This is a genomic window from Citrobacter sp. TBCP-5362, assembly GCF_005406305.1.
Classification (GTDB): domain Bacteria; phylum Pseudomonadota; class Gammaproteobacteria; order Enterobacterales; family Enterobacteriaceae; genus Citrobacter_B; species Citrobacter_B koseri.
Window position 1 is genome coordinate 873351 of record NZ_CP040234.1, and the last position, 24473, is coordinate 897823.

16 protein-coding genes and 3 tRNA genes are annotated in these 24473 nt (G+C 56.0%); 15 read left to right on the top strand and 4 right to left on the bottom strand.

Annotation, left to right across the window (positions count from 1 at the left end; all coding sequences use genetic code 11):
- Positions 1-45 precede the first annotated feature (45 nt).
- The 12 genes from rppH (at position 46) to recD (ending at position 18756) form a co-directional block, all read left to right on the top strand.
- Positions 46-576 (top strand): RNA pyrophosphohydrolase, encoded by a 531-nt coding sequence (gene rppH, locus FD428_RS04240; protein WP_114848288.1) that lies wholly within the window; start codon positions 46-48, stop codon positions 574-576.
- 13 nt (positions 577-589) lie between these two features.
- Positions 590-2836: a phosphoenolpyruvate--protein phosphotransferase gene (ptsP, locus tag FD428_RS04245; protein ID WP_012134945.1), complete on the top strand. Its 2247-nt coding sequence runs from the start codon at positions 590-592 to the stop codon at positions 2834-2836.
- 510 nt (positions 2837-3346) lie between these two features.
- Positions 3347-4222 carry a prolipoprotein diacylglyceryl transferase gene (gene lgt, locus FD428_RS04250; RefSeq protein WP_047461522.1) on the top strand — a complete coding sequence of 292 codons (876 nt, stop codon included), beginning with the start codon at positions 3347-3349 and terminating at the stop codon, positions 4220-4222.
- Positions 4223-4228: 6 nt separating this feature from the next.
- Complete coding sequence (gene thyA / locus FD428_RS04255; protein ID WP_114848286.1) at positions 4229-5023, top strand: thymidylate synthase; 795 nt, start codon at positions 4229-4231, stop codon at positions 5021-5023.
- A 184-nt stretch (positions 5024-5207) separates the two neighbouring features.
- On the top strand, positions 5208-5678 hold the full coding sequence (locus FD428_RS04260) for a prepilin peptidase-dependent protein (protein ID WP_114848285.1): 471 nt from the start codon (positions 5208-5210) through the stop codon (positions 5676-5678).
- The gene (locus FD428_RS04265) at positions 5669-6232 is read left to right on the top strand and encodes a prepilin peptidase-dependent protein (RefSeq protein WP_114848284.1); all 564 of its coding nucleotides are present in this window, start codon (positions 5669-5671) and stop codon (positions 6230-6232) included. The genes FD428_RS04260 and FD428_RS04265 overlap by 10 nt, the downstream gene beginning before the upstream one ends.
- Positions 6229-6636 carry a DUF2509 family protein gene (locus tag FD428_RS04270; protein WP_114848283.1) on the top strand — a complete coding sequence of 136 codons (408 nt, stop codon included), beginning with the start codon at positions 6229-6231 and terminating at the stop codon, positions 6634-6636. Before FD428_RS04265 ends, FD428_RS04270 begins: the two co-directional genes overlap by 4 nt.
- Complete coding sequence (locus FD428_RS04275; protein ID WP_012134939.1) at positions 6621-6944, top strand: prepilin-type N-terminal cleavage/methylation domain-containing protein; 324 nt, start codon at positions 6621-6623, stop codon at positions 6942-6944. Before FD428_RS04270 ends, FD428_RS04275 begins: the two co-directional genes overlap by 16 nt.
- A 12-nt stretch (positions 6945-6956) precedes the next feature.
- The gene (gene recC / locus FD428_RS04280) at positions 6957-10325 is read left to right on the top strand and encodes an exodeoxyribonuclease V subunit gamma (RefSeq protein ID WP_114848282.1); all 3369 of its coding nucleotides are present in this window, start codon (positions 6957-6959) and stop codon (positions 10323-10325) included.
- 181 nt (positions 10326-10506) lie between these two features.
- A complete protein-coding gene (gene ptrA / locus FD428_RS04285) occupies positions 10507-13395 on the top strand; it encodes a pitrilysin (RefSeq protein ID WP_114848281.1) in 2889 nt (962 codons plus the stop codon).
- On the top strand, positions 13388-16933 hold the full coding sequence (gene recB / locus FD428_RS04290; protein WP_114848280.1) for an exodeoxyribonuclease V subunit beta: 3546 nt from the start codon (positions 13388-13390) through the stop codon (positions 16931-16933). Before ptrA ends, recB begins: the two co-directional genes overlap by 8 nt.
- Positions 16930-18756: an exodeoxyribonuclease V subunit alpha gene (gene recD / locus FD428_RS04295; RefSeq protein ID WP_114848279.1), complete on the top strand. Its 1827-nt coding sequence runs from the start codon at positions 16930-16932 to the stop codon at positions 18754-18756. The genes recB and recD overlap by 4 nt, the downstream gene beginning before the upstream one ends.
- A gap of 93 nt (positions 18757-18849) precedes the next feature.
- Here the strand turns inward: recD and argA are convergent, their stop codons facing one another.
- Complete coding sequence (gene argA, locus FD428_RS04300) at positions 18850-20181, bottom strand: amino-acid N-acetyltransferase (RefSeq protein WP_024130906.1); 1332 nt, start codon at positions 20179-20181, stop codon at positions 18850-18852.
- A gap of 233 nt (positions 20182-20414) precedes the next feature.
- Between argA and amiC the strand changes: the two genes are divergently transcribed.
- Entirely contained in the window at positions 20415-21668 is a 1254-nt protein-coding gene (amiC, locus tag FD428_RS04305; RefSeq protein WP_024130905.1) for an N-acetylmuramoyl-L-alanine amidase AmiC, read from the top strand.
- Positions 21669-21740: 72 nt separating this feature from the next.
- On the opposite strand, the gene FD428_RS04310 is transcribed toward amiC, so the two are convergent.
- The 3 genes from FD428_RS04310 to FD428_RS04320 form a co-directional block, all read right to left on the bottom strand.
- Positions 21741-21817 (bottom strand) — tRNA-Met (locus FD428_RS04310).
- A gap of 151 nt (positions 21818-21968) precedes the next feature.
- Positions 21969-22045, bottom strand: a tRNA-Met gene (locus FD428_RS04315).
- A 46-nt stretch (positions 22046-22091) separates the two neighbouring features.
- Positions 22092-22168: transfer RNA gene (locus FD428_RS04320), tRNA-Met, on the bottom strand.
- Between the two features lie 208 nt (positions 22169-22376).
- Between FD428_RS04320 and mltA the strand changes: the two genes are divergently transcribed.
- Together mltA and tcdA are read left to right on the top strand one after the other, a co-directional pair.
- Positions 22377-23474 carry a murein transglycosylase A gene (gene mltA, locus FD428_RS04325; RefSeq protein WP_012134931.1) on the top strand — a complete coding sequence of 366 codons (1098 nt, stop codon included), beginning with the start codon at positions 22377-22379 and terminating at the stop codon, positions 23472-23474.
- A 139-nt stretch (positions 23475-23613) separates the two neighbouring features.
- A complete protein-coding gene (tcdA, locus tag FD428_RS04330) occupies positions 23614-24420 on the top strand; it encodes a tRNA cyclic N6-threonylcarbamoyladenosine(37) synthase TcdA (RefSeq protein ID WP_012134929.1) in 807 nt (268 codons plus the stop codon).
- The last annotated feature ends 53 nt before the right edge of the window (positions 24421-24473 follow it).

Below are 24473 nucleotides of genomic sequence, written 5' to 3' on the forward strand. Positions count from 1 at the left end.
TGTGAAACAATCATTCATATATAAGGTTTATGTTGAGGTAGTCCGGTGATTGATGACGATGGCTACCGCCCAAATGTAGGTATCGTAATTTGTAATCGCCAGGGGCAGGTTATGTGGGCCCGGCGATTTGGTCAGCACTCCTGGCAATTCCCGCAAGGCGGGATAAATTCAGGGGAGTCAGCAGAACAAGCGATGTACCGGGAACTGTTTGAAGAAGTCGGGTTGAGCCGTAAAGATGTGCGGATACTTGCTTCTACTCGCAACTGGTTGCGTTACAAGTTACCGAAACGTTTGGTGCGTTGGGACACGAAGCCGGTTTGTATCGGCCAGAAACAAAAATGGTTTCTTCTGCAATTGATGAGCGCTGATGCGGAAATCAATATGCAAACCAGCAGCACCCCTGAGTTTGATGGCTGGCGCTGGGTAAGTTACTGGTACCCGGTCAGGCAGGTGGTGTCATTTAAACGCGATGTCTACCGCAGGGTGATGAAAGAGTTCGCAAGTGTCGTGATGGCGCTTCAGGAGAGTACGCCGAAGCCACAAAACGCACTTGCCTGGCGACGTAAAAGAGGTTAAAGCTACGCAAATTATGCTCACCCGCCTGCGCGAAATAGTGGAAAAGGTGGCCAGTGCGCCGCGCCTTAACGAGGCGCTGAATATTCTGGTCACTGATATCTGTCTTGCGATGGATACAGAGGTCTGTTCGGTCTATCTGGCCGATCACGACCGACGTTGTTACTACCTCATGGCGACGCGAGGGCTAAAAAAACCGCGTGGCCGTACTGTCACACTCGCATTTGATGAAGGTATCGTCGGTCTGGTTGGCAGGCTGGCGGAACCGATCAACCTTGCCGATGCGCAGAAACACCCCAGCTTTAAATACATCCCGTCAGTAAAAGAGGAGCGTTTCCGCGCTTTTCTGGGCGTGCCGATTATCCAGCGCCGCCAGTTACTGGGGGTGCTGGTGGTACAGCAGCGTGAACTGCGCCAGTACGATGAAAGCGAAGAGTCTTTCCTCGTTACGCTGGCGACTCAGATGGCGGCTATCCTTTCTCAGACGCAGCTAACCGCGTTATTTGGTCAATACCGCCATACGCGCATCCGTGCGCTGCCCGCCGCGCCCGGCGTGGCGATAGCGGAAGGCTGGCAGGATGCAACGTTGCCGCTGATGGAGCAGGTCTACGAGGCTTCCACCCTTGACCCGGCGCTTGAGCGCGAGCGGCTGACCGGCGCGCTGGAAGAGGCCGCTAACGAATTTCGTCGTTACAGTAAGCGCTTTGCCGCTGGCGCGCAGAAAGAGACGGCGGCGATCTTCGATCTGTATTCACACCTGCTTTCTGATGCCCGACTGCGTCGTGAACTGTTTGCCGAAGTCGATAAAGGCGCGGTGGCGGAGTGGGCCGTCAAAAAAGTCATCGAAAAGTTTGCCGAGCAGTTTGCCGCCCTGACGGATGGCTACCTCAAAGAGCGTGCCGGAGATTTACGCGCGCTGGGCCAGCGTCTGTTATTCCACCTGGATGACACCATTCAGGGGCCGAACACATGGCCCGAGCGTTTTGTGCTGGTGGCGGACGAACTCTCAGCCACCACGCTGGCGGAACTACCGCAGGACAGACTGGCCGGCGTCGTGGTTCGCGACGGCGCAGCTAACTCGCATGCGGCGATTATGGTACGCGCGCTCGGTATTCCGACCGTGATGGGCGCGGATATTCAGCCTTCGGTTCTTCATCACCGCACGCTGGTGGTGGATGGCTATCGCGGGGAGCTGCTGGTCGATCCTGAACCGGTATTGTTGCAGGAATATCAGCGGCTTATCAGCGAAGAGAATGAACTAAGCCGGCTGGCGGAAGATGATGTCAATCTGCCCGCGCATCTGAAAAGCGGCGAACGCGTTAAGGTGATGCTTAACGCAGGGTTAAGCCCGGAACATGAAGAGAAGCTGGGCAGCCGTATCGACGGTATCGGGCTTTATCGCACCGAAATTCCGTTCATGTTGCAAAGCGGTTTCCCCTCGGAAGAAGAGCAGGTGGCGCAGTATCAGGGGATGCTGCAAATGTTTAACGACAAACCGGTGACTCTGCGTACGCTGGATGTCGGCGCGGACAAGCAACTGCCCTATATGCCGATCAGCGAAGAAAACCCGTGCCTGGGCTGGCGCGGCATTCGTATTACGCTCGATCAGCCGGAGATCTTCCTGATCCAGGTGCGCGCGATGCTGCGCGCCAACGCCGCGACCGGCAACCTGAGCATTTTACTGCCGATGGTCACCAGCATTGATGAAGTGGATGAAGCGCGACGCCTGATTGAGCGTGCCGGGCGTGAAGTCGAAGAGATGATCGGTTACGCGATCCCCAGGCCGCGCATTGGGATCATGCTGGAAGTGCCGTCGATGGTATTTATGCTGCCGCAACTGGCGAACCGGGTCGATTTTATCTCCGTTGGCACCAATGATCTGACGCAGTACATCCTGGCGGTTGATCGCAACAATACGCGTGTGGCCAGTATTTACGACAGCCTGCACCCGGGGATGTTACGTGCGCTGGCGATGATCGCTCAGGAAGCCGAAAAACAGGGGCTTGATTTGCGGCTATGCGGTGAAATGGCGGGCGATCCGATGTGTGTGGCGATCCTGATAGGCCTGGGATTCCGCCATCTGTCGATGAACGGTCGCTCCGTCGCGCGCGTGAAATACCTGCTGCGGCACATTGATTATGAAGACGCGCAAACGCTGGCGCAGCGCAGTCTGGAAGCGCAAATGGCGACGGAAGTGCGTCATCAGGTGGCGGCGTTTATGGAGCGCCGTGGCATGGGAGGCCTGATACGCGGGGGGTTGTGACAGGCGCTGTGCCCTTGATTGCCGGATGGCGGCGCACGCGCCTTATCCGGCCTACGGCGCGGTGCCGTCTGTAGACCTGATAAGCATAGCGCCATCAGGCAAAGATGTTGTGCGGTCCGTAGGCCTGATAAGCGTAGCGCCATCAGGCAAAGATGTTGTGCGGTCTGTAGGCCTGATAAGCGTAGCGCCATCAGGCAAAGATGTTGCGCGGTCTGTAGGCCTGATAAGCGTAAGCGCCATCAGGCAAAGATGTTGTGCCGTCTGTAGGCCTGATAAGCGTAAGCGCCATCAGGCAAAGATGTTGTGCCGGCTGTAGGCCTGATAAGCGTAAGCGCCATCAGGCATTCCTGGGATTGTCATTGATAGCCTATACAGATCTTTTACATCTTCCCGGCATCACCGATGCACCCCTTGTGCTATCATTCGCTCCTTTGGAGCGCCTGTGAACGGCTGGCGCGCATATCAATTGCTGTCTATTTTCAGCGAAATAACAAGAACTTGTGGTGACAGATGACCAGTAGCTATCTGCATTTTCCGGAATTTGATCCGGTCATTTTCTCAATTGGGCCCGTTGCGCTGCACTGGTACGGCATGATGTACCTGGTCGGTTTTGTCTTTGCAATGTGGCTGGCGATTCGCCGGGCAAACCGTCCGGGCAGCGGCTGGACCAAAAACGAAGTTGAAAACTTACTCTATGCCGGTTTTCTCGGCGTTTTCCTCGGTGGCCGTATTGGTTACGTTCTGTTCTACAACTTCCCGCTGTTCCTGGAAAATCCGCTCTATCTGTTCCGCGTCTGGGATGGCGGCATGTCTTTCCACGGCGGCCTGATCGGCGTCATTCTGGTGATGGTGATCTTCGCCAGACGCACTAAACGTTCTTTCTTCCAGGTATCCGATTTTATCGCGCCGCTGATTCCTTTTGGTTTAGGCGCAGGGCGTCTGGGGAACTTTATCAACGGCGAGCTGTGGGGGCGTGTCGATCCAAGCTTCCCGTTTGCCATGCTGTTCCCGGGCTCTCGTGCGGAAGATATCGCGCTGTTGCCGTCAAACCCGCAGTGGCAGTCGATCTTTGATACCTATGGCGTTCTGCCTCGCCATCCGTCCCAGCTGTATGAGCTGGTGCTGGAAGGTATCGTGCTGTTCATTATTCTTAACCTGTTTATCCGCAAGTCGCGCCCGATGGGGGCTGTCTCTGGCCTGTTCCTGATTGGCTATGGCGCGTTTCGTATCATTGTTGAATTCTTCCGCCAGCCGGATGCGCAGTTTACCGGCGCATGGGTACAGTACATCAGCATGGGGCAGATTCTCTCTATCCCGATGATTGTCGCTGGTGTGATCATGATGGTTTGGGCTTACCGCCGCAGCCCACAGCAACACGTTTCCTGAGGAACCATGAAACAGTATTTAGAACTGATGCAAAAAGTGCTGGATGAAGGCACACAGAAAAACGACCGTACCGGAACCGGAACGCTTTCCATTTTTGGTCATCAGATGCGTTTTAACCTGCGGGAAGGATTTCCGCTGGTGACGACGAAGCGCTGCCATTTACGCTCCATCATTCACGAGCTGTTGTGGTTCCTGCAAGGCGATACCAACGTCGCTTACCTGCATGAAAACAATGTGACGATCTGGGACGAATGGGCCGATGAAAACGGTAATTTAGGCCCGGTATATGGCAAACAGTGGCGCGCATGGCCTGCGCCGGACGGTCGCCATATTGACCAGATCACCACGGTCATGAACCAGTTGAAAAATGACCCGGACTCCCGCCGTATTATTGTTTCCGCCTGGAACGTCGGCGAGCTGGATAAAATGGCGCTGGCGCCGTGTCATGCGTTCTTCCAGTTCTATGTTGCGGACGGCAAGCTCTCCTGCCAGCTGTATCAGCGCTCCTGCGACGTCTTCCTGGGGCTGCCGTTTAATATCGCCAGCTATGCGTTACTGGTGCATATGATGGCGCAACAGTGCAACCTGGAAGTGGGCGACTTTGTCTGGACCGGCGGCGACACGCACCTGTACAGCAACCATATGGAACAGACGCACCTACAGTTAAGCCGCGAACCGCGCGCGCTGCCGAAACTGGTGATCAAACGTAAGCCTGACTCTATCTTCGACTACCGTTTTGAAGATTTTGAGATTGAAGGCTACGACCCGCATCCTGGCATTAAAGCGCCGGTCGCTATCTGACCTGAGCTCATCCTGTCATAACCGACGTCCTTGCGCGTCGGTTTTTTTTATCCCGTACGCCATTCTTCGGCGCTGATTCCCGAATTTTTGCAACGCGCTGTAATACGATAACTATTTCTCGTAACGCGCCGAATAATCTGCATTCTTGCCTCGTCATTTTCTCCGCTCCCGGCATACTGCCGCTATGAAAAAACAACAGGGCTATACGCTCATTGAAACAATGGTCGCAATGCTTCTTATGGTTAGCCTTAGCGCCACAGGGCTCTATGGCTGGCAGCGTTGGCAACAGCAGCAACGGTTATGGCAAACCGCCAGCCAGCTGCGGGATTATTTGCTGCAACTGCGTGAGGATGCGAACTGGCACAACCGGGATCACATTGTTCAGGTCATCAGAGAACGCGGCGGCTGGTGCTTTGTCAGCACTGCTTCGGCGCAAGGTGCCTGTACGCCAGACGCGCCGTTCGTCTTTATTCCAGCATGGCGCGATATAGACATGGTGGAGATCACCCCCTCGCTGGCGTTTTTTGGTCTGCGCAATACCGCCTGGGCCGGTCATATCCGCCTGAAAAATGCCGCGGGCGAATGGCGTCTGGTGGTTTCGTCCTGGGGGCGAATCCGGCTCTGTGAGGGACGCGAGGCCGAAGCATGTCGATGAACGAGCGCGGTTTTTCTCTACTGGAGGTACTTATCGCGATGGCGATAAGCAGCATGCTACTGCTCGGCGCGGCACGATTTTTACCCGCGCTACAGCGTGAGATTCTACAGACCACGCGGCAGCTGTTGCTGGAAGATGAGATCTGGCAGCGTGCTTATACCGTGGCAAAACACCTGCAACGCGCGGGATATTGTCGGGGAAACTGCACAGGGAAAGGACTGGTGATTGCCGGGCAGGGGGAGTGCGTTATCGTACAGTGGGACGCCAATAATAACGGGCGCTGGGAGACTGCGCCGGGAAAAGAGGCCGAACAGATCGGGTTTCGTTTAAACAATAAAACGCTGGAAACACTGCGTGGGGCAACATCATGCGCAGATAAAGGGTGGGATAAAATGACCGATCCCGATACGGTACAGATTGAGGCATTTAACGTTGAGCGTCAGGAGATGCCCGGTTTTGCGCCGGTACTGACGCTGTCTCTTCGGGGGCGCAGTAAAGCGGCTTCTAAAACCGCTGTTAAGGCGCAATACAGCGTCACCGGGTTTAATCTGTGAAGCGTGAACGGGGTGTGTCTTCTCTGGCGATGGTGCTTTTGCTGCTGGTATTGGGCAGCCTGCTGCTTCAGGGGGCAAACCAGCAGCAGGCGAGTTTTTCCACTCTGGTGGCGACAGAAAGCCGGGCCTTGCAGCGTCAGGCGGTGGCGCAGTCGGCGCTGGAATGGGGAAGGATGCAGTCATGGTCGGCGCAGGCTGCGGTTGAGTGTCGGCAATACGCCACGCCGAATGCCCGCGTTTGCCTGCGCCTGCTTGTGAACAACACCGCTTTATTGATTGCGCAGTATGATGGCGCATCGGTCTGGCGTCTGGGAGCGCGGGAGGAAAGCGGCGTTGTATTTTCTCCGCATGGATGGAGCGATTTTTGCCCGTTGAGTGAGGTGGCGTTATGCCAGATACCCTGAACAGGCAGCGTGGTTTTAGTTTGCCGGAAGTGATACTGGCGATGGCGCTGCTGGTGATAACCGTCACCGCGTTATCGGGTTATCAGCGGGCGTTGATGACGAGTCTTGTCGTCAGGGCGCAATATCAACAGCTCTGGCGGTACGGCTGGCAGCAAACGGCGCTGTATTCATTTTCACCTCCCGAAAGCTGGCAGGCCAACCGAATGCAGACAACACAAGCGGGATGTGTCAGCATCAGCGTTAAACTCATTTCCCCTTTGGGCAGGCAAGGCCAGATGTCGCGCTTACATTGCCCGAAAAGTCAGTAGTCAGGAGTTGCTATGTTAAGGGTCTACCACTCCAACCGTCTGGACGTGCTGGAAGCGTTAATGGAATTCATCGTTGAGCGCGATCGGCTTGACGATCCCTTTGAACCCGAAATTGTGTTGGTTCAAAGTACCGGTATGGCGCAGTGGCTGCAAATGACCCTTTCGCAGAAATTTGGTATCGCCGCGAATATCGATTTTCCGCTACCCGCGAGTTTTATCTGGGATATGTTTGTACGCGTGCTGCCTGATATCCCGAAAGAGAGCGCGTTCAGCAAGCAAAACATGAGCTGGAAGCTGATGACGCTGCTGCCGCAACTGCTGGAGCGTGAGGATTTTACGCTACTGCGCCACTATCTGACGGATGACGCTGATAAGCGCAAACTATTCCAGCTTTCCTCGCGTGCCGCCGATCTTTTCGATCAGTATCTGGTCTATCGCCCCGACTGGCTTACCCAGTGGGAGGCGGGGCAGATGGTTGACGGGTTAGGGGAGGCTCAGATCTGGCAGGCGCCGCTGTGGAAGGCGCTGGTGGAATACACGGCTGAACTGGGGCAGCCGCGCTGGCACCGTGCGAATGTGTATCAGCGTTTTATCCAGACGCTGGAAAATGCGACAACCAGCCCGACGGGGCTGCCTTCGCGCGTCTTTATTTGTGGTATTTCCGCGCTGCCGCCGGTGTATCTCCGGGCCTTGCAGGCACTGGGAAAGCACATCGAAATCTATCTGCTGTTCACTAACCCCTGCCGTTATTACTGGGGGGATATCGGAGACCCTGCCTGGCTGGCAAAACTGGTGGCTCGTCAGCGTCGTCACAGCTTTGAGGAGCGCGACTTACCGCTGTTTCGCGATAACCAACGCGCCGGGGAGTTATTTAATAGCGACGGCGAGCAGGATGTCGGGAACCCGATGCTGGCGTCCTGGGGGAAACTGGGGCGGGATTACATCTACTTGCTTTCCGAACTGGAAAACACGCAGGAACTGGATGCGTTTGTCGATATTCCCCCGGGCAACCTGCTTCATAACATTCAGGCGGACATCCTTGAGCTGGAAAGTCGCGCCGTGGCTGGGGTGAACCTCGAAGAGTACGCCCGAAGCGACAACAAGCGTCTGCTTGACCCGAATGACGCCAGCGTGACCTTTCACGTATGCCATAGCCCGCAGCGTGAAGTGGAGATCCTGCACGATCGTCTGCTGGCGATGCTGGAGGCCGACCCGACGCTGATGCCGCGCGATATTATCGTCATGGTGGCGGATATCGACAGCTATAGCCCCTTTATTCAGGCCGTATTTGGCAGTGCGCCTGCCGAACGCTATTTGCCTTATGCCATCTCCGATCGCCGGGCGCGTCAGTCGCATCCTGTTTTGCAGGCGTTTATCAGCCTGCTGTCGTTGCCGGACAGCCGTTTTGTCTCTGAAGATGTGCTGGCGCTGCTGGACGTGCCGGTTCTGGCGGCTCGATTTAACATCAACGAAGAAGGGTTGCGCTATCTTCGCTTATGGGTCAATGAGTCGGGTATCCGCTGGGGGATTGATGACGACAACGTGCGCGAGCTGGCGCTTCCTGCAACGGGGCAGCATACCTGGCAATTTGGCCTGACGCGTATGCTGCTGGGTTACGCGATGGAAAGCGCGCAGGGCGAATGGCAGTCCGTGCTGCCTTATGACGAGTCCAGCGGGCTGATTGCAGAGCTGGTCGGGCATCTGGCGTCCCTGCTTATGCAGTTGAACCTTTGGCGTCGCGGACTGGCGCAGGCGCGTCCGCTGGAAGAGTGGCTCCCGGTTTGCCGCGACATGCTCAATGACTTTTTCCTGCCCGATGCGGAAACGGAAGCCGCGATGACCCTTATCGAGCAGCAATGGCAGGCGATTATCACCGAAGGGCTTGAGGCGGAGTATGGCGATGCGGTGCCGCTGTCTCTGTTACGGGACGAGCTGGCACAAAGGCTGGATCAGGAACGCATCAGCCAGCGTTTTCTGGCGGGGCCGGTAAACATCTGTACGCTCATGCCTATGCGTTCTATCCCCTTTAAGGTTGTGTGTCTCCTTGGTATGAATGACGGCGTCTATCCGCGTCAGCTGGCGCCGCTCGGTTTTGACCTGATGAGTCAGAAACCGATGCGTGGGGATCGTAGCCGTCGCGATGATGACCGTTACCTGTTCCTTGAGGCCTTAATTTCTGCGCAGCAGACGCTCTATATCAGCTACATCGGGCGCTCTATTCAGGATAACAGCGAACGTTTCCCGTCAGTCCTGGTGCAGGAACTGATGGATTATATCGGGCAAAGTCACTATTTGCCGGGAGATGAAGAACTGACCAGCGATGAGAGCGAGGCCCGCGTGAAAGCGCATATCGCTCGCCTGCACACGCGGATGCCGTTTGATGCGCAAAACTATCTTCCCGGTGAACAGCAAAGCTACGCGCGCGAATGGCTGCCTGCTGCAAGTCAGTCAGGCGAGGCCCATTCTGATTTTGTACAGCCGTTGCCCTATGAACTCCCTGAGACGTTGACGCTGGAAAAACTTCAGCGCTTCTGGGCGCATCCGGTGCGGGCGTTTTTCCAGATGCGGCTACAGGTGAATTTCCGCGCGGAAGAGAGTGAAATTCCCGATACGGAGCCGTTCATTCTGGAAGGGCTAACCCGCTATCAGCTTAATCAGCAGTTGCTTAATACGCTGGTCGAAGAAGAGGATGCCGGGCTTTTATTCCGTCGCTTCCGGGCGGCGGGCGATCTCCCGTATGGCGCTTTTGGCGAGATCCTCTGGGATACGCAGCGTCAGGAGATGCAGTCGCTGGCGGACAGGATTATCGCGTGTCGTCAGCCGGGGAAAAGTATGGAAGTTGATCTGCTCTGCAATGGCGTGCAGATCACGGGGTGGTTGCCGCAGGTGCAGGAAGACGGTTTGTTGCGCTGGCGCCCATCTTTAATAAGCGTTGCGCAGGGAATGCAACTTTGGCTGGAACACCTTGTCTATTGTGCCTGTGGCGGAAAAGGCGAAAGTCGTTTGTTCCTGCGTAAAGAGGGAGAGTGGCGCTTCCCGCCGTTAGAGGCTGAACAGGCGTTAACTTACCTCGCACAGCTGATTGACGGTTATCGGGAAGGGATGTCGTCCCCACTGCTGGTTCTTCCTGAAAGCGGCGGCGCATGGATAAAAGCTTGTTATGACGCGGCGAATGATGCCATGTTAGATGATGCTGACACGCTGCAAAAAGCCCGGACGAAGTTCTTGCAGGCTTATGAAGGTAACATGGTGATACGCGGAGAAGGGGATGATATCTGGTATCAACGGTTGTGGCGTCAGCTGGAGCCGAAGACGATAGAGAGCATTATTTCTCAGTCTCAACGTTATCTGTTACCGCTATTTCGTTTTAATCAGTCGTGAGGGCTGTATAAAAATTGCGCAATTAAATGGCTTCATTTATGATGCGTTTTCTGTCACGGACTGATTTTACAATAAGAGATGCTGACTCGTTTAGCACACAGTTTTGTCCTGCTCAATAAGCGCCAGCGTCGCGCTCGCGCTTCACCTGAGCGGGAAAGAAAGTTAATGATGAGGTTCGTGAATGCCCCGCAGCACCTGGTTCAAAGCGTTATTGTTGTTTGTCGCCCTTTGGGCACCCTTAAGTCAGGCAGATACCGGTTGGCAGCCTTTGGCGGAAACCATCCGTAAAAGCGAGAAAGATACGCGTCAGTATCAGGCGATTCGTCTGGACAATGACATGGTGGTTTTGCTGGTATCCGACCCGCAAGCGGTGAAATCGCTTTCGGCGCTGGTGGTGCCTGTTGGATCGCTGGAGGACCCCGATGAACATCAGGGGCTGGCGCACTATCTCGAACATATGAGTCTGATGGGATCTAAAAAATATCCCCAGCCTGACAGCCTTGCCGAATACCTTAAAATGCACGGCGGCAGCCATAATGCCAGCACCGCGCCGTATCGTACCGCCTTCTATCTGGAGGTGGAAAACGACGCCCTGTCAGGTGCGGTCGATCGCCTTGCCGATGCCATTGCCGCCCCGTTGTTGGATAAAAAATATGCCGAGCGTGAGCGCAATGCGGTCAATGCCGAACTGACGATGGCGCGTACGCGAGACGGTATGCGTATGGCGCAGGTCAGCGCAGAAACCATCAACCCGGCGCACCCGGGTTCGCGCTTCTCTGGCGGCAATCTGGAAACTTTAAGCGACAAACCGGGCAACCCGGTTCAGCAGGCGTTGCAGGCGTTTCACGAAAAATATTATTCAGCGAACCTGATGAAGGCGGTGATTTACAGTAACAAACCGCTGCCGGAACTGGCGCGTATTGCGGCTGAAACCTATGGCCGGGTGCCGAATAAAAATATCAAAAAGCCGGAAATTACCGTGCCGGTAGTAACGGACGCGCAAAAGGGCATCATCATTCATTATGTGCCTGCTCTGCCGCGTAAAGTGCTGCGCGTAGAGTTTCGTATTGATAACAACAGCGCGCAGTTTCGCAGCAAAACCGACGAACTGGTGACCTACCTGATTGGCAACCGTAGCCCGGGAACGCTCTCCGACTGGCTGCAAAAACAAGGATTAGTGGAAGGCATTCGTGCGGACTCCGACCCGGTGGTTAACGGTAACAGCGGCGTACTGGCTATTTCCGCTACCCTGACGGACAAAGGGCTGGCGAACCGGGACGACGTTGTCGCCGCCATCTTCAGCTATCTCAATCTGTTACGTGAAAAAGGCGTGGATAAACGTTACTTCGATGAGCTGGCGCATGTGCTGGATCTCGACTTCCGTTACCCCTCTATCACCCGTGATATGGATTACGTCGAATGGCTGGCGGATACGATGATTCGCGTTCCGGTGGAACATACGCTGGATGCGGTGAATATCGCCGATCAATACGATGCGGCGGCGGTGAAATCACGCCTGGCGATGATGACGCCGCAGAATGCGCGTATCTGGTACATCAGCCCGAAGGAACCGCACAACAAAACGGCCTATTTTGTCGACGCGCCTTATCAGGTGAATAAAATCGACGACAAAACGCTCGCCGACTGGCAGCAAAAAGCGCAGGGCATTGCGCTGTCATTACCGGAGCTTAACCCCTATATTCCAGACGATTTCACGCTGATCAAACCGGAGAAGGAATATCCCCACCCGGAGCTGATTGTCGATGAACCGGATTTGCGCGTGGTTTATGCGCCGAGCCGTTATTTTGCCAGCGAGCCTAAGGCGGATGTCAGCGTTATTCTGCGTAACCCGAAAGCAATGGACAGCGCCAGAAACCAGGTGATGTTTGCGTTAAACGATTATCTCGCGGGGATCGCGCTCGACCAGTTAAGCAACCAGGCATCGGTTGGCGGGATTGGCTTTTCCACCAACGCCAACAATGGTCTGATGCTTAACGCGAACGGTTACACGCAGCGCTTGCCGCAGCTTTTCCAGGCATTGCTGGAAGGGTATTTCAGCTACACCGCGACGGAAGAACAGCTGGAACAGGCGAAATCCTGGTATGCACAGATGATGGATTCCGCAGAAAAAGGGAAGGCCTACGATCAGGCGATTATGCCGGTACAGATGCTTTCTCAGGTGCCTTACTTCCAGCGTGATGAACGCCGTAAGCTGTTGCCTTCGATCACGCTGAAAGAGGTCATGGCTTACCGCGATACGTTAAAAGCAGGCGCGCGACCGGAGTTCCTGGTGATTGGCAATATGCGCGAAGCTCAGGTGAAAACCATGGCGCGGGATATCCAACAGCAGCTTGGCGCCAACGGTTCAGAGTGGTGTCGCAATAAAGACGTACTGGTGGATAAAAAGCAGTCGGTCATCTTTGAGAAGGCGGGCAGCAGCACTGACTCCGCGCTGGCGGCGGTATTCGTTCCAACCGGTTACGATGAATATGCCAGTTCAGCCTACAGCGCGATGTTAGGGCAAATCGTTCAGCCGTGGTTCTATAATCAGTTGCGTACTGAAGAACAGTTAGGTTATGCGGTGTTCGCTTTCCCGATGAGCGTCGGGCGTCAGTGGGGGATGGGTTTCCTGCTGCAAAGCAGCGACAAGCAACCGTCTTATCTCTGGGAGCGTTACAAAGCATTCTTCCCAACGGCGGAAGCGAAGCTGCGGGCGATGACGCCGGAAGAGTTTGCGCAAATTCAGCAGGCGATCATCGCGCAGATGTTGCAAGCGCCGCAAACGCTGGGCGAAGAAGCGTCGAAATTAAGCAAAGATTTCGATCGCGGCAATATGCGCTTTGATTCACGTGATAAAATCGTGGCTCAGATTAAACTGCTGACGCCGCAAAAACTTGCCGATTTCTTCCATCAGGCGGTGGTTGAGCCGCAAGGCATGGCGATACTGTCACAGGTTTCCGGCAGTCAGAACGGGAAAGCAGAGTACGTGCGCCCGGAAGGCTGGAAAGTGTGGGAGAACGTCAGCGCGTTGCAGCAAACCTTACCCCTGATGAGTGAAAAGAATGAATGATGCCGCTGAGTCCCTTGATCCTTTACGCTTGCCCCTTACGGGCGAGCGTCTGATTGAAGCCTCTGCGGGCACTGGCAAAACGTTTACTATCGCCGCGTTGTATCTGCGCCTGCTGCTCGGATTGGGCGGCTCTGCCGCCTTTCCCCGACCGCTGACCGTGGAAGAACTGTTGGTCGTGACGTTTACCGAGGCGGCCACCGAAGAGTTACGCGGCCGCATCCGCAGCAACATCCATGAACTGCGCATCGCCTGTCTGCGTGAAACTACCGATAACCCGTTATATGCTCGCCTGCTGGAAGAGATCGAGGATAAAAAGCAGGCGGCGCAGTGGTTACTGTTGGCGGAAAGACAGATGGATGAGGCGGCAGTATTCACCATCCACGGTTTTTGCCAGCGCATGCTCAGCCTGAATGCGTTTGAGTCCGGCATGCTGTTCGAGCAGCAATTAATCGAAGATGAATCCCTTCTGCGCTATCAGGCCTGCGCCGACTTCTGGCGGCGTCACTGTTATCCGCTGCCACGCGAAATTGCCCAGGTTGTCTTTGAAGCGTGGAAAGGCCCCCGGGCGCTACTGAAAGATATCGATCGTTATTTGCAGGGCGAAGCGCCGGTCATCAAAGCACCGCCGCCGTCAGACGAGACGCTGGCGTCTCGCCACGAACACATTTTGTCGCGTATTAACGCCCTGAAGCAGCAATGGTGCGCGTCCGTTGATGAACTGGATGGGGTGATAGAGTCGTCGGGAATCGATCGCAGAAAATTCAATCGCGGCAACCAGACGAAATGGATCGAGAAGATCACGGCGTGGGCGCAGGCGGAAACGCAAACCTATCAATTACCCGACGCGCTGGAGAAATTCTCCCGGCGATTCCTGGAAGAGAGAACCAAAGCGGGCGGCATAACCCCGCAGCATCCGCTGTTTGTCGCCATTGAGGAACTGCTGGCTGAACCGTTGACGATAAAAGATCTGCTGATTACCCGTGCGCTGGCAGAAATCCGCGAGACGGTTGCGCAGGAAAAACAACGCCGGGGTGAATTAGGTTTCGACGACATGCTGAGTCGTCTGGATGTTGCGCTGCGTAGTAATAGCGGCGATGCGCTGGCAAGCGCAATTCGTGGCCGTTTCCCGGTGGCGATGATTGATGAATTTCAGGATACCGACCCGCAGCAGTACCGCATTTTCCGCCGCATCTGGCGGCATCAGCCGGACACCGCGCTGTTGCTGATTGGCGATCCGAAACAGGCGATTTATGCGTTTCGCGGCGCGGATATCTTCACCTACATGAAAGCCCGCAGCGAGGTCAGCGCCCATTATACGCTGGATACCAACTGGCGTTCCGCACCGGGCATGGTCAACAGCGTGAATACGTTGTTCAGTCAGATGAACGACGCCTTTATGTTCCGCGAAATTCCATTTGCGCCGGTTAAATCGGCCCAGAAGAACCAGTCGCTGCGCTTTGTGCTGAACGGCGAGACGCAGCCCGCCATGAACATGTGGTTGATGGAAGGGGAAAGCTGCGGCATTGGCGACTATCAGAGTTACATGGCGCAGGTGTGCGCGACGCAAATTCGTGACTGGCTGAAAGCCGGGCAAACTGGCGATGCGCTGCTTGTTAGCGAGAAAACCTCACGCCCGGTTCGAGCCTCGGATATCAGCGTGCTGGTGCGAAGCCGCCAGGAAGCGGCACAAATTCGTGATGCGCTGACGCTGCTGGCGATTCCGTCCGTTTATCTCTCCAACCGCGACAGCGTATTTGAGACGCTGGAAGCGCAGGAGATGCTGTGGATCTTACAGGCCGTCATGACGCCTGAGCGTGAAAATACGCTGCGTAGCGCGATGGCGGCCTCAATGATGGGGTTGACCGCGCAGGACATCGAAACGCTGAATAACGACGAAAATGCCTGGGATACGGTGGTCGAAGAGTTCGACGGCTATCGTCAAATCTGGCATAAGCGCGGCGTCATGCCCATGCTGCGCGCGCTGATGTCAGCGCGGAATATTGCCGAAAACCTGCTGGCGACGGCGGGAGGCGAGCGCCGCCTGACCGATATTCTGCACATCAGCGAATTGTTGCAGGAAGCCGGTTCGCAGCTGGAAAGTGAGCATGCGCTGGTGCGCTGGCTGTCGCAGCATATTCTTGAGCCGGACAGCAATGCCGCCAGCCAGCAACTGCGGCTGGAAAGCGATAAACATCTGGTGCAAATCGTCACCATCCATAAATCAAAAGGGCTGGAATACCCGCTCGTCTGGCTGCCTTTTATTACCCATTTCCGCGTGCAGGATCAGGCGTTTTATCACGATCGCAATTCGTTTGACGCGGTGCTGGATCTCAGCCACGCCGAGGAGAGCGTTGAACTGGCGGAAGCAGAGCGTCTGGCGGAAGACCTGCGTTTGCTTTATGTGGCGCTGACCCGTTCGGTGTGGCATTGCAGCCTCGGCGTTGCGCCGTTGGTGCGTCGTCGCGGAGATAAGAAAGGCGATACCGATGTACACCAGAGCGCGCTCGGGCGCCTGCTGCAAAAAGGTGAGCCGAAAGATGCCGCTGGGCTTCGCGCCTGCATTGACGCGCTTTGCGGGGAGGATATCGCCTGTCGGACGCCAGACGAACCGGACAGCGAACGCTGGCAGGTAACGGAAGCGTCGCGTGCGGCGCTAAGCGCCAGAGAATTACGCCGAATGCCTGCCGACAACTGGCGAGTAACCAGTTATTCCGGCTTACAGCAGCAAGGCCATAGCGTCGCCCAGGATTTAATTCCGCGTCTGGATGTGGATGCCGCCGGGGTAGGGGACGTGGTGGAAGAGCCGGAGCTGACGCCGCACCAGTTCCCGCGAGGGGCATCGCCGGGTACATTCCTGCATAGCCTGTTTGAAGACCTCGACTTTACGCAGCCCGTTGACCCGGCCTGGGTACGGGAAAAACTGGAGCTTGGCGGTTATGACGCGCACTGGGAGCCGGTTTTAACGCAGTGGCTGGACGCTGTTTTGCAGGCTCCCCTGACCGAACGCGGCGTGAGTCTGCGTCATCTTTCCGCCCGTGAAAAACAGGTGGAGATGGCGTTTTATCTGCCGATCGCACAGCCGCTTATCGCCAGTCAACTGGATGCGCTGATTCGCCGGTTTGATCCGCTCTCGGCGGGCTGCCCGCCGCTCGACTTCATGCAGGTTCGCGGCATGCTGAAAGGGTTTATCGACCTGGTGTTTCGCCATGAAGGGCGGTATTACCTGCTCGATTACAAATCAAACTGGCTGGGCGAAGACAGCACGGCCTACACTCAGGAGGCGATGGCCTCAGCGATGCAGGCGCATCGCTATGACCTGCAATATCAGTTGTATACGCTGGCGTTGCACCGCTATCTGCGCCATCGCATCGCCGATTATGACTATGAACGTCATTTCGGCGGCGTGATCTACCTTTTCCTGCGCGGCGTTGACCGTGAATATCCACGGCAGGGCATTTTCTCGACCCGGCCGGACGGCGAACTGATTGCGTTAATGGATGAGATGTTTGCAGGCGTTGTAGCGGAGGAGGCGCAATGACAATTCAGAAGCGATTACTGGAGGCCGTAGAACAACAGTTGTTGCGGCCATTAGACGCTCAGTTTGCGCTGGCGGTTGCCGGGCAGGACGATCCGTGCGTGACGCTGGCCGTTGCATTGCTCAGCCGCGATGCCGGGGAAGGGCATGTCTGTATGCCGCTTTCGCGCCTGGCGATAACGGAAGAGTCGCATCCGCTACTGGTCTCCTGGTTTAGCGAGAGGGACGCGCCTGAAGACTGGGCATCGTGTCTGCTGGCTTCCGGGGCGGTCAGTCGGGGAGAGCGGCCAACGCCGTTGATTCTGCATGAAGATCGCCTTTACCTGAACCGGATGTGGAGTAACGAGCGCACGGTAGCCCGCTTTTTTAGCGAGGTTAACCAGGCGATCGCGGTAGATGAACTGCAACTGGCCCGCACGCTGGATGCGCTTTTCCCGCCGACGGATGACGTCAACTGGCAAAAAGTGGCGGCGGCCGTGGCGTTGACGCGCCGTATTTCCGTCATTTCCGGCGGGCCTGGCACCGGTAAAACCACTACCGTGGCGAAGCTGCTGGCCGCGTTGATTCAGATGGCGGACGGCGAGCGATGCCGTATACGACTGGCGGCGCCGACGGGGAAAGCGGCGGCGCGTCTGACCGAGTCGCTTGGCGCGGCATTGCGCCAGCTTCCGCTCACGGATGAGCAAAAAAAACGCATCCCGGATGACGCCAGTACGTTGCACCGGCTGTTGGGCGCACAGCCCGGTAGCCAGAGGCTGCGCCATCACGCGGGAAACCCGCTGCATCTGGACGTGCTGGTGGTGGATGAGGCATCAATGATCGATTTGCCGATGATGTCGCGGCTAATTGAGGCGCTGCCGCCGCACGGACGCGTGATTTTTCTCGGCGATCGCGATCAGCTGGCTTCCGTTGAGGCGGGGGCGGTGCTGGGCGATATCTGCGCCTGGGTAAATGCCGGATTTACCGCCGGGCGCGCGCAGCAGCTGAGCCGACTGACGGGAAGCCCCATTCCTGCGGGCGCAGGCACGGAGGCGGCCTCTTTGCGCGATAGCCTGTGTTTGCTGCAAAAAAGCTATCGCTTCGGGCATGATTCCGGCATTGGTCAACTGGCGGCAGCCATTAATCGCGGCGATAAAGCGGCGATGAAAACGGTCTTTCAGCAGGGATTCAGCGATATTAAAAAACGAACGCTACAGAGCAGCGAGGATTACGCCGCCATGCTCGACGAGGCGCTGGCCGGTTATGGGCGTTATCTGGCGCTTGTTCGCGAGGGCGCGGAGCCGGAGGCGATTATTCAGGCTTTCAATGAGTACCAGTTGCTGTGCGCGCTGCGTGAAGGGCCGTTTGGCGTTGGCGGTCTGAATGAACGTATCGAACAGGTTATGCTGCAAAAGCGCAAAATTCAGCGTCACCCGCACAGCCGCTGGTATGAAGGGCGTCCGGTAATGATTGCGCGCAATGACAGCGCGTTGGGGTTGTTCAATGGCGATATCGGTATTGCGCTCGATCGCGGCCAGGGGTTGAGGGTGTGGTTCGCCATGCCGGATGGCAGCATTAAGTCGGTGCAGCCCAGCCGTTTGCCGGAGCATGAAACAACCTGGGCGATGACGGTGCATAAATCGCAGGGATCGGAGTTCGATCATGCGGCGCTGATTTTACCCAGCCAGCGCTCGCCGGTTGTGACCCGCGAGCTGGTGTATACCGCCGTGACGCGCGCACGTCGTCGCCTGTCTCTCTATGCCGATGAACGGGTTTTGAGCGGGGCAATTGCGACGCGCACGGAACGACGTAGCGGACTGTCCGCGTTTTTTAATAACGGGCTGTGAGGCAAGTTGCCGGATGGCGCCTGCGCTTATCCGGCCTACAGCATCCCCGTAGACCCGATAAGACGCTTTAGCGTCGCCGTCAGGCAAAATGGGTTATCCCAAATCTGCCATCAACACCTTTGAACGACGCTGATAGTTGTACATCTCTTTTTTGCTCTCGGGCAGCAGTTCGATATCCACCGGCGTAAACCCACGTTCCTGGAACCAGTGAATACTGCGCGTTGTCAGCACAAACAGCTTGCTGAGGCCCATCTGTCTTGCCTGCACGGCGATCCGCTCCAGCAAGACTTCGCCACGCGATGAACTGCGATAATCTGGATGTACCGCCACGCAGGCCATTTCGCCGATTTTTTCTTCGGGGAAAGGGTACAGCGCGGCGCAGGCGATGGTCAGATTATCTCGCTGGATAATCGTGAATTTGTCGATCTCCATCTCCAGTTGTTCACGGGAGCGGCGCACCAGAATCCCCTGTTGCTCCAGCGGGCGAATCAGCTCCAGGATCCCGCCGATATCGTTAATGGTGGCGCGGCGAATCTGCTCGGCGCTCTCCATCACGATTTGCGTCCCGATCCCGTCGCGTGAGAACAGCTCCTGCAATAGCGCGCCGTCTTCCTGGTAGCTAATCAGATGGCAGCGACGCACGCCGCTGCGACAGGCTTTCACCGCGCCGCGCAGGAACCGCACGGTGCCTGAATTGTAATCGCCTTTTTCTTCCTGCGCTTCAACGCGTGCCTGCGCTTCGTTCGGGAAAAGTTCGGAAACGATGTCGCCTTCGTCGTTAGTTACCCCTTGCGACGAACAGAAGCCGATCATCTTCTCCGCCTTCAGTTTGATGGCGAGCTGCGTGGCGATCTCTTCTGAGGTCAGGTTAAAACTTTCGCCTGTGACGGAAACCGCGACCGGCCCCATCAGCACAATTGCGCCGCTGTCTAACTGGCGATGAATTGCCTCTTCATCAATACGGCGAATGCGTCCGCTGTGGCAGTAATCCACGCCGTCATCCACGCCCAACGGCTGTGCAATAATAAAATTGCCGCTGACGACGTTGATGTGCGCGCCCTGTAAGGGGGTGTTGTTCAGGCTCATCGACAGACGGGCGGTGATATCCAGCTGCAACGTGCCTGCCGCTTGCTTAACCAGTTCCAGCGTTTTGGCGTCCGTCACGCGGGTATTTTTGTGGTACAGCGGCTCATGGTGATGTGCTGCAAGGTTCGCGTCGATTTGCGGACGCGCGCCATACACCACCACCAGGCGAATGCCCAGACTGTGCAGAAGCCCGATGTCATTGACGATACTGGAGAAATTTTCATGCTCAATGGCCTCACCGCCAAGCATAATGACAAACGTTTTTCCCCGATGGGTATTGATATAGGGAACAGAATGGCGGAATCCCTGTACCAGTTCGGTTCTACGTTCCTTCACCACGGCACACCCTCATTGCATGATTATTCGAAATTAATGTATTTTTATTCTGTTTTCCCGTCGCACGCAAGCGCAAATTTTAATCCTGCTGAAGTTTTCTCCCAGTAATACCGTGAATACAAAAAGAAAGTTTACCCTTTTATAGATGACAGATTATGCGTCATTCGCTAAAGTTTCCGGTCAATTTAGACGTTTTGTACATCAGCACCGTTAAGTTTGTTTTGCTCGGGAGAAGCATGTCGGGATCCAACTCAGCAATCAGTCGCCGTCGTTTACTACAAGGGACGGGCGCCATGTGGCTATTGAGCGTAAGTCAGGTCGGTTTGGCTGCCGTCAGCCAGGTCGTCGCGGTACGCATCTGGCCTGCGTCCAGCTATACCCGCGTCACGGTGGAATCGAACCGTCTGCTGAAATACAAACAGTTTGCCCTGAGTAACCCTGAGCGCGTGGTGGTGGATATTGAAGGCGTGAATCTGAACTCGGTGCTTAAAGGCATTGGCGCGCAGATCCGTGCGGACGATCCGTATATCAAGTCAGCGCGAGTGGGGCAGTTTGATCCACAGACGGTGCGGATGGTGTTTGAGCTGAAGCAAAACGTGAAACCGCAGCTGTTTGCCCTTGCACCGGTGGCGGGCTTTAAAGAACGCCTGGTGATGGATCTCTACCCTGCCAATGCGCAGGATATGCAGGACCCGTTGCTGGCGCTGCTGGAAGATTACAACAAAGGCGATCTGGATAAGCAGGTGCCGCCTGCGCAGAGCGGGCCGCAGCCGGGCAAGGCGGGACGCGATCGCCCGATCGTGATCATGCTCGATCCCGGTCATGGAGGGGAAGATCCCGGCGCCGTGGGGAAATACAAGACGCGCGAAAAAGACGTGGTGTTGCAGATTGCCCGCCGCTTGCGCGCGTTAATTGAGAGAGAAGGCAATATGAAGGTCTACATGACGCGTAATGAGGATATCTTCATTCCGCTGAAAGTGCGCGTGGCGAAAGCCCAGAAGCAGCGCGCCGACCTGTTTGTCTCTATCCATGCGGACGCGTTTACCAGCCGACAGCCCAGCGGTTCATCCGTTTTTGCGCTCTCGACGAAGGGCGCGACCAGTACGGCGGCAAAATACCTCGCGCAAACTCAGAACGCCTCGGATTTGATCGGCGGCGTGAGTAAAAGCGGCGATCGCTATGTCGATCACACGATGTTCGACATGGTGCAATCGTTGACCATCGCCGATAGCCTGAAGTTCGGTAAAGCGGTGCTCAACAAGCTGGGAAGGGTTAATAATCTGCACAAAAATCAGGTCGAGCAGGCCGGCTTTGCGGTGCTGAAAGCGCCGGATATTCCCTCTATTCTCGTGGAAACCGCCTTTATCAGTAATATTGAAGAGGAGCGTAAGCTCAAAACGGCGAAGTTCCAGCAGGAAGTGGCGGAGTCGATTCTGGCGGGTATTAAAGCCTACTTTGCCGATGGGGCGACGCTGGCGAGAAGGGGATAATAAAAAAGCGCTGAAAGGCGCTTTTTTTACGGACCGCAGAAACGAAAAAACACCCGTTAAGGTGTTTAATATTGGTTGCGGGGGCCGGATTTGAACCGACGACCTTCGGGTTATGAGCCCGACGAGCTACCAGGCTGCTCCACCCCGCGTCCGTCTTTCTGCTTCGTATTTCAAACCACATCTGCGTTGGCTTTCCTCGTTCACCTCAGTCACTTACTGGAGTAAGCTCCTAAGGATTCACTGCGTCGCCGCCTTGTTGTGATTCGAACTACTTTGCAAAATATTACATCAGATTTCAATTGGTTGCGGGGGCCGGATTTGAACCGACGACCTTCGGGTTATGAGCCCGACGAGCTACCAGGCTGCTCCACCCCGCGTCCGTCTGTTACTCTTCCATCGAGTAACTTTTTCTTCACATTGTATTGGTTGCGGGGGCCAGATTTGAACTGACGACCTTCGGGTTATGAGCCCGACGAGCTACCAGGCTGCTCCACCCCGCGTCCGTGGATGCGCACTATACTCTGCTAACATTTTCATGCAACCCTTTTTTCACCCGGATCACGAAATTGGGATGATTGTGTGCAAAAACAACGCGCTTTGGTACGTTTTTTGTGCGTAATTTGCGTCAGGGGAGCGCTTCGCATTTCATTAGGTTCGGGGGTTTGTTATCTTCATAGCGCAAGATTTACAGCTAAAAGACGAGAACTCATGAAAGGACGTTGGGCAAATTACCTTCTTATGGGGGCGGTGGTTGCAATGCTTGCCGCCTGTTCCTCTAAACCAACCGATCGCGGCCAGCAGTATAAAGACGGGAAGTTTACCCAGCCTTTCTCACTGGTGAACCAACCTGACGCCATTGGGGCGCCTATCAACGCAGGCGATTTCGCCGAGCAGGTCAACCAAATCCGCAGCGCGTCGCCGCGTCTGTATGGCAACCAGAGCAACGTCTATAACGCCGTGCAGGAGTGGTTACGTTCCGGTGGCGATACGCGAATGATGCGCCAGTTTGGTATTGATGCCTGGCAGATGGAAGGGGCGGATAACTACGGCAACGTCCAGTTCACCGGTTACTACACGCCGGTTATCCAGGCGCGCCATACCCGTCAGGGCGAGTTCCAGTACCCTATTTATCGCATGCCGCCAAAACGCGGCCGCTTACCGTCTCGTGCCGAGATCTATTCCGGCGCGCTGAGCGACAGCTACATTCTGGCGTACAGCAACTCGCTGATGGATAACTTCATCATGGACGTTCAGGGCAGCGGCTATATTGATTTTGGCGACGGCAGTCCGCTGAATTTCTTCAGCTATGCCGGGAAAAATGGCCATGCTTACCGCAGTATCGGCAAGGTGCTGATCGATCGCGGTGAAGTGAAGAAAGAAGATATGTCGATGCAGGCTATTCGCCACTGGGGAGAAACCCACAGTGAAGCGGAAGTGCGCGAGCTGCTGGAGCAAAACCCGTCATTCGTCTTCTTTAAGCCGCAATCTTTTGCGCCGGTGAAAGGCGCCAGCGCCGTGCCGCTTATCGGTCGTGCGTCTGTGGCTTCCGATCGCAGCATTATCCCGGCAGGAACAACCCTGCTGGCGGAAGTCCCGCTGCTGGATAACAACGGCAAGTTTAACGGCCAGTACGAACTGCGCCTGATGGTGGCGCTGGACGTGGGCGGCGCGATTAAAGGCCAGCACTTTGATATTTATCAGGGGATTGGCCCGGACGCCGGGCACCGCGCAGGCTGGTATAATCACTATGGGCGCGTCTGGGTGCTGAAAAACGCCCCGGGAACCGGTAACGTATTTAGCGGTTGATTGCCTGATGGCGGCTTCGCTGAAGATTTAAATCGTAGGCCTGATAAGCGTAGCGCCATCAGGCAAATCATGCCGGATGGCGTCGCAAGCGACGTATCCGGCCTACGATCGTATTACCCCTTTTTAATTCTGAGGTCGTATGTCTGTTGTAATTAGTGATGCCTGGCGCCAGCGTTTTGGCGGCACCGCCCGTCTGTATGGTGAAAAAGCGTTGCAGCTGTTTGCCGGTGCGCATATTTGCGTGGTCGGAATCGGCGGCGTCGGCTCCTGGGCGGCAGAGGCGCTGGCGCGTACCGGCATTGGCGCGATCACGCTCATCGATATGGATGACGTATGCGTCACCAACACCAACCGGCAAATTCATGCGCTGCGCGATAACGTCGGTCTGGCGAAAGCCGAGGTGATGGCCGAGCGTATTCGTCAGATCAACCCGGAGTGCCGGGTGACGGTGGTGGATGACTTTGTCACGCCGGATAACGTCGCGGAGTATATGAGCGCAGGGTTTTCGTATGTCATTGATGCCATTGACAGCGTGCGGCCAAAAGCCGCGCTGATTGCCTGGTGCCGCCGAAATAAGGTTCCGTTAGTCACCACCGGCGGGGCGGGTGGGCAGATAGACCCGACCCAGATTCAGGTAACGGATCTGGCGAAAACCATCCAGGACCCGCTGGCGGCGAAACTGCGCGAACGGTTGAAAAGCGACTTTGGTGTGGTGAAAAACAGCAAGGGCAAACTGGGCGTGGACTGCGTGTTCTCAACGGAAGCGCTGGTTTATCCGCAGGCTGATGGTTCCGTATGTGCGATGAAAGCGACGGCGGAAGGGCCGAAACGAATGGATTGCGCCTCTGGATTCGGCGCAGCCACGATGGTAACTGCGACCTTTGGCTTTGTTGCTGTGTCCCACGCGCTGAAGAAGATGATGGCGAAGGCGGCGCGTCAGGCTTGATTGTGTCGGATGGCGCTATGCTTATCCGATCTACGGTTCGTGCGGTGTTGTAG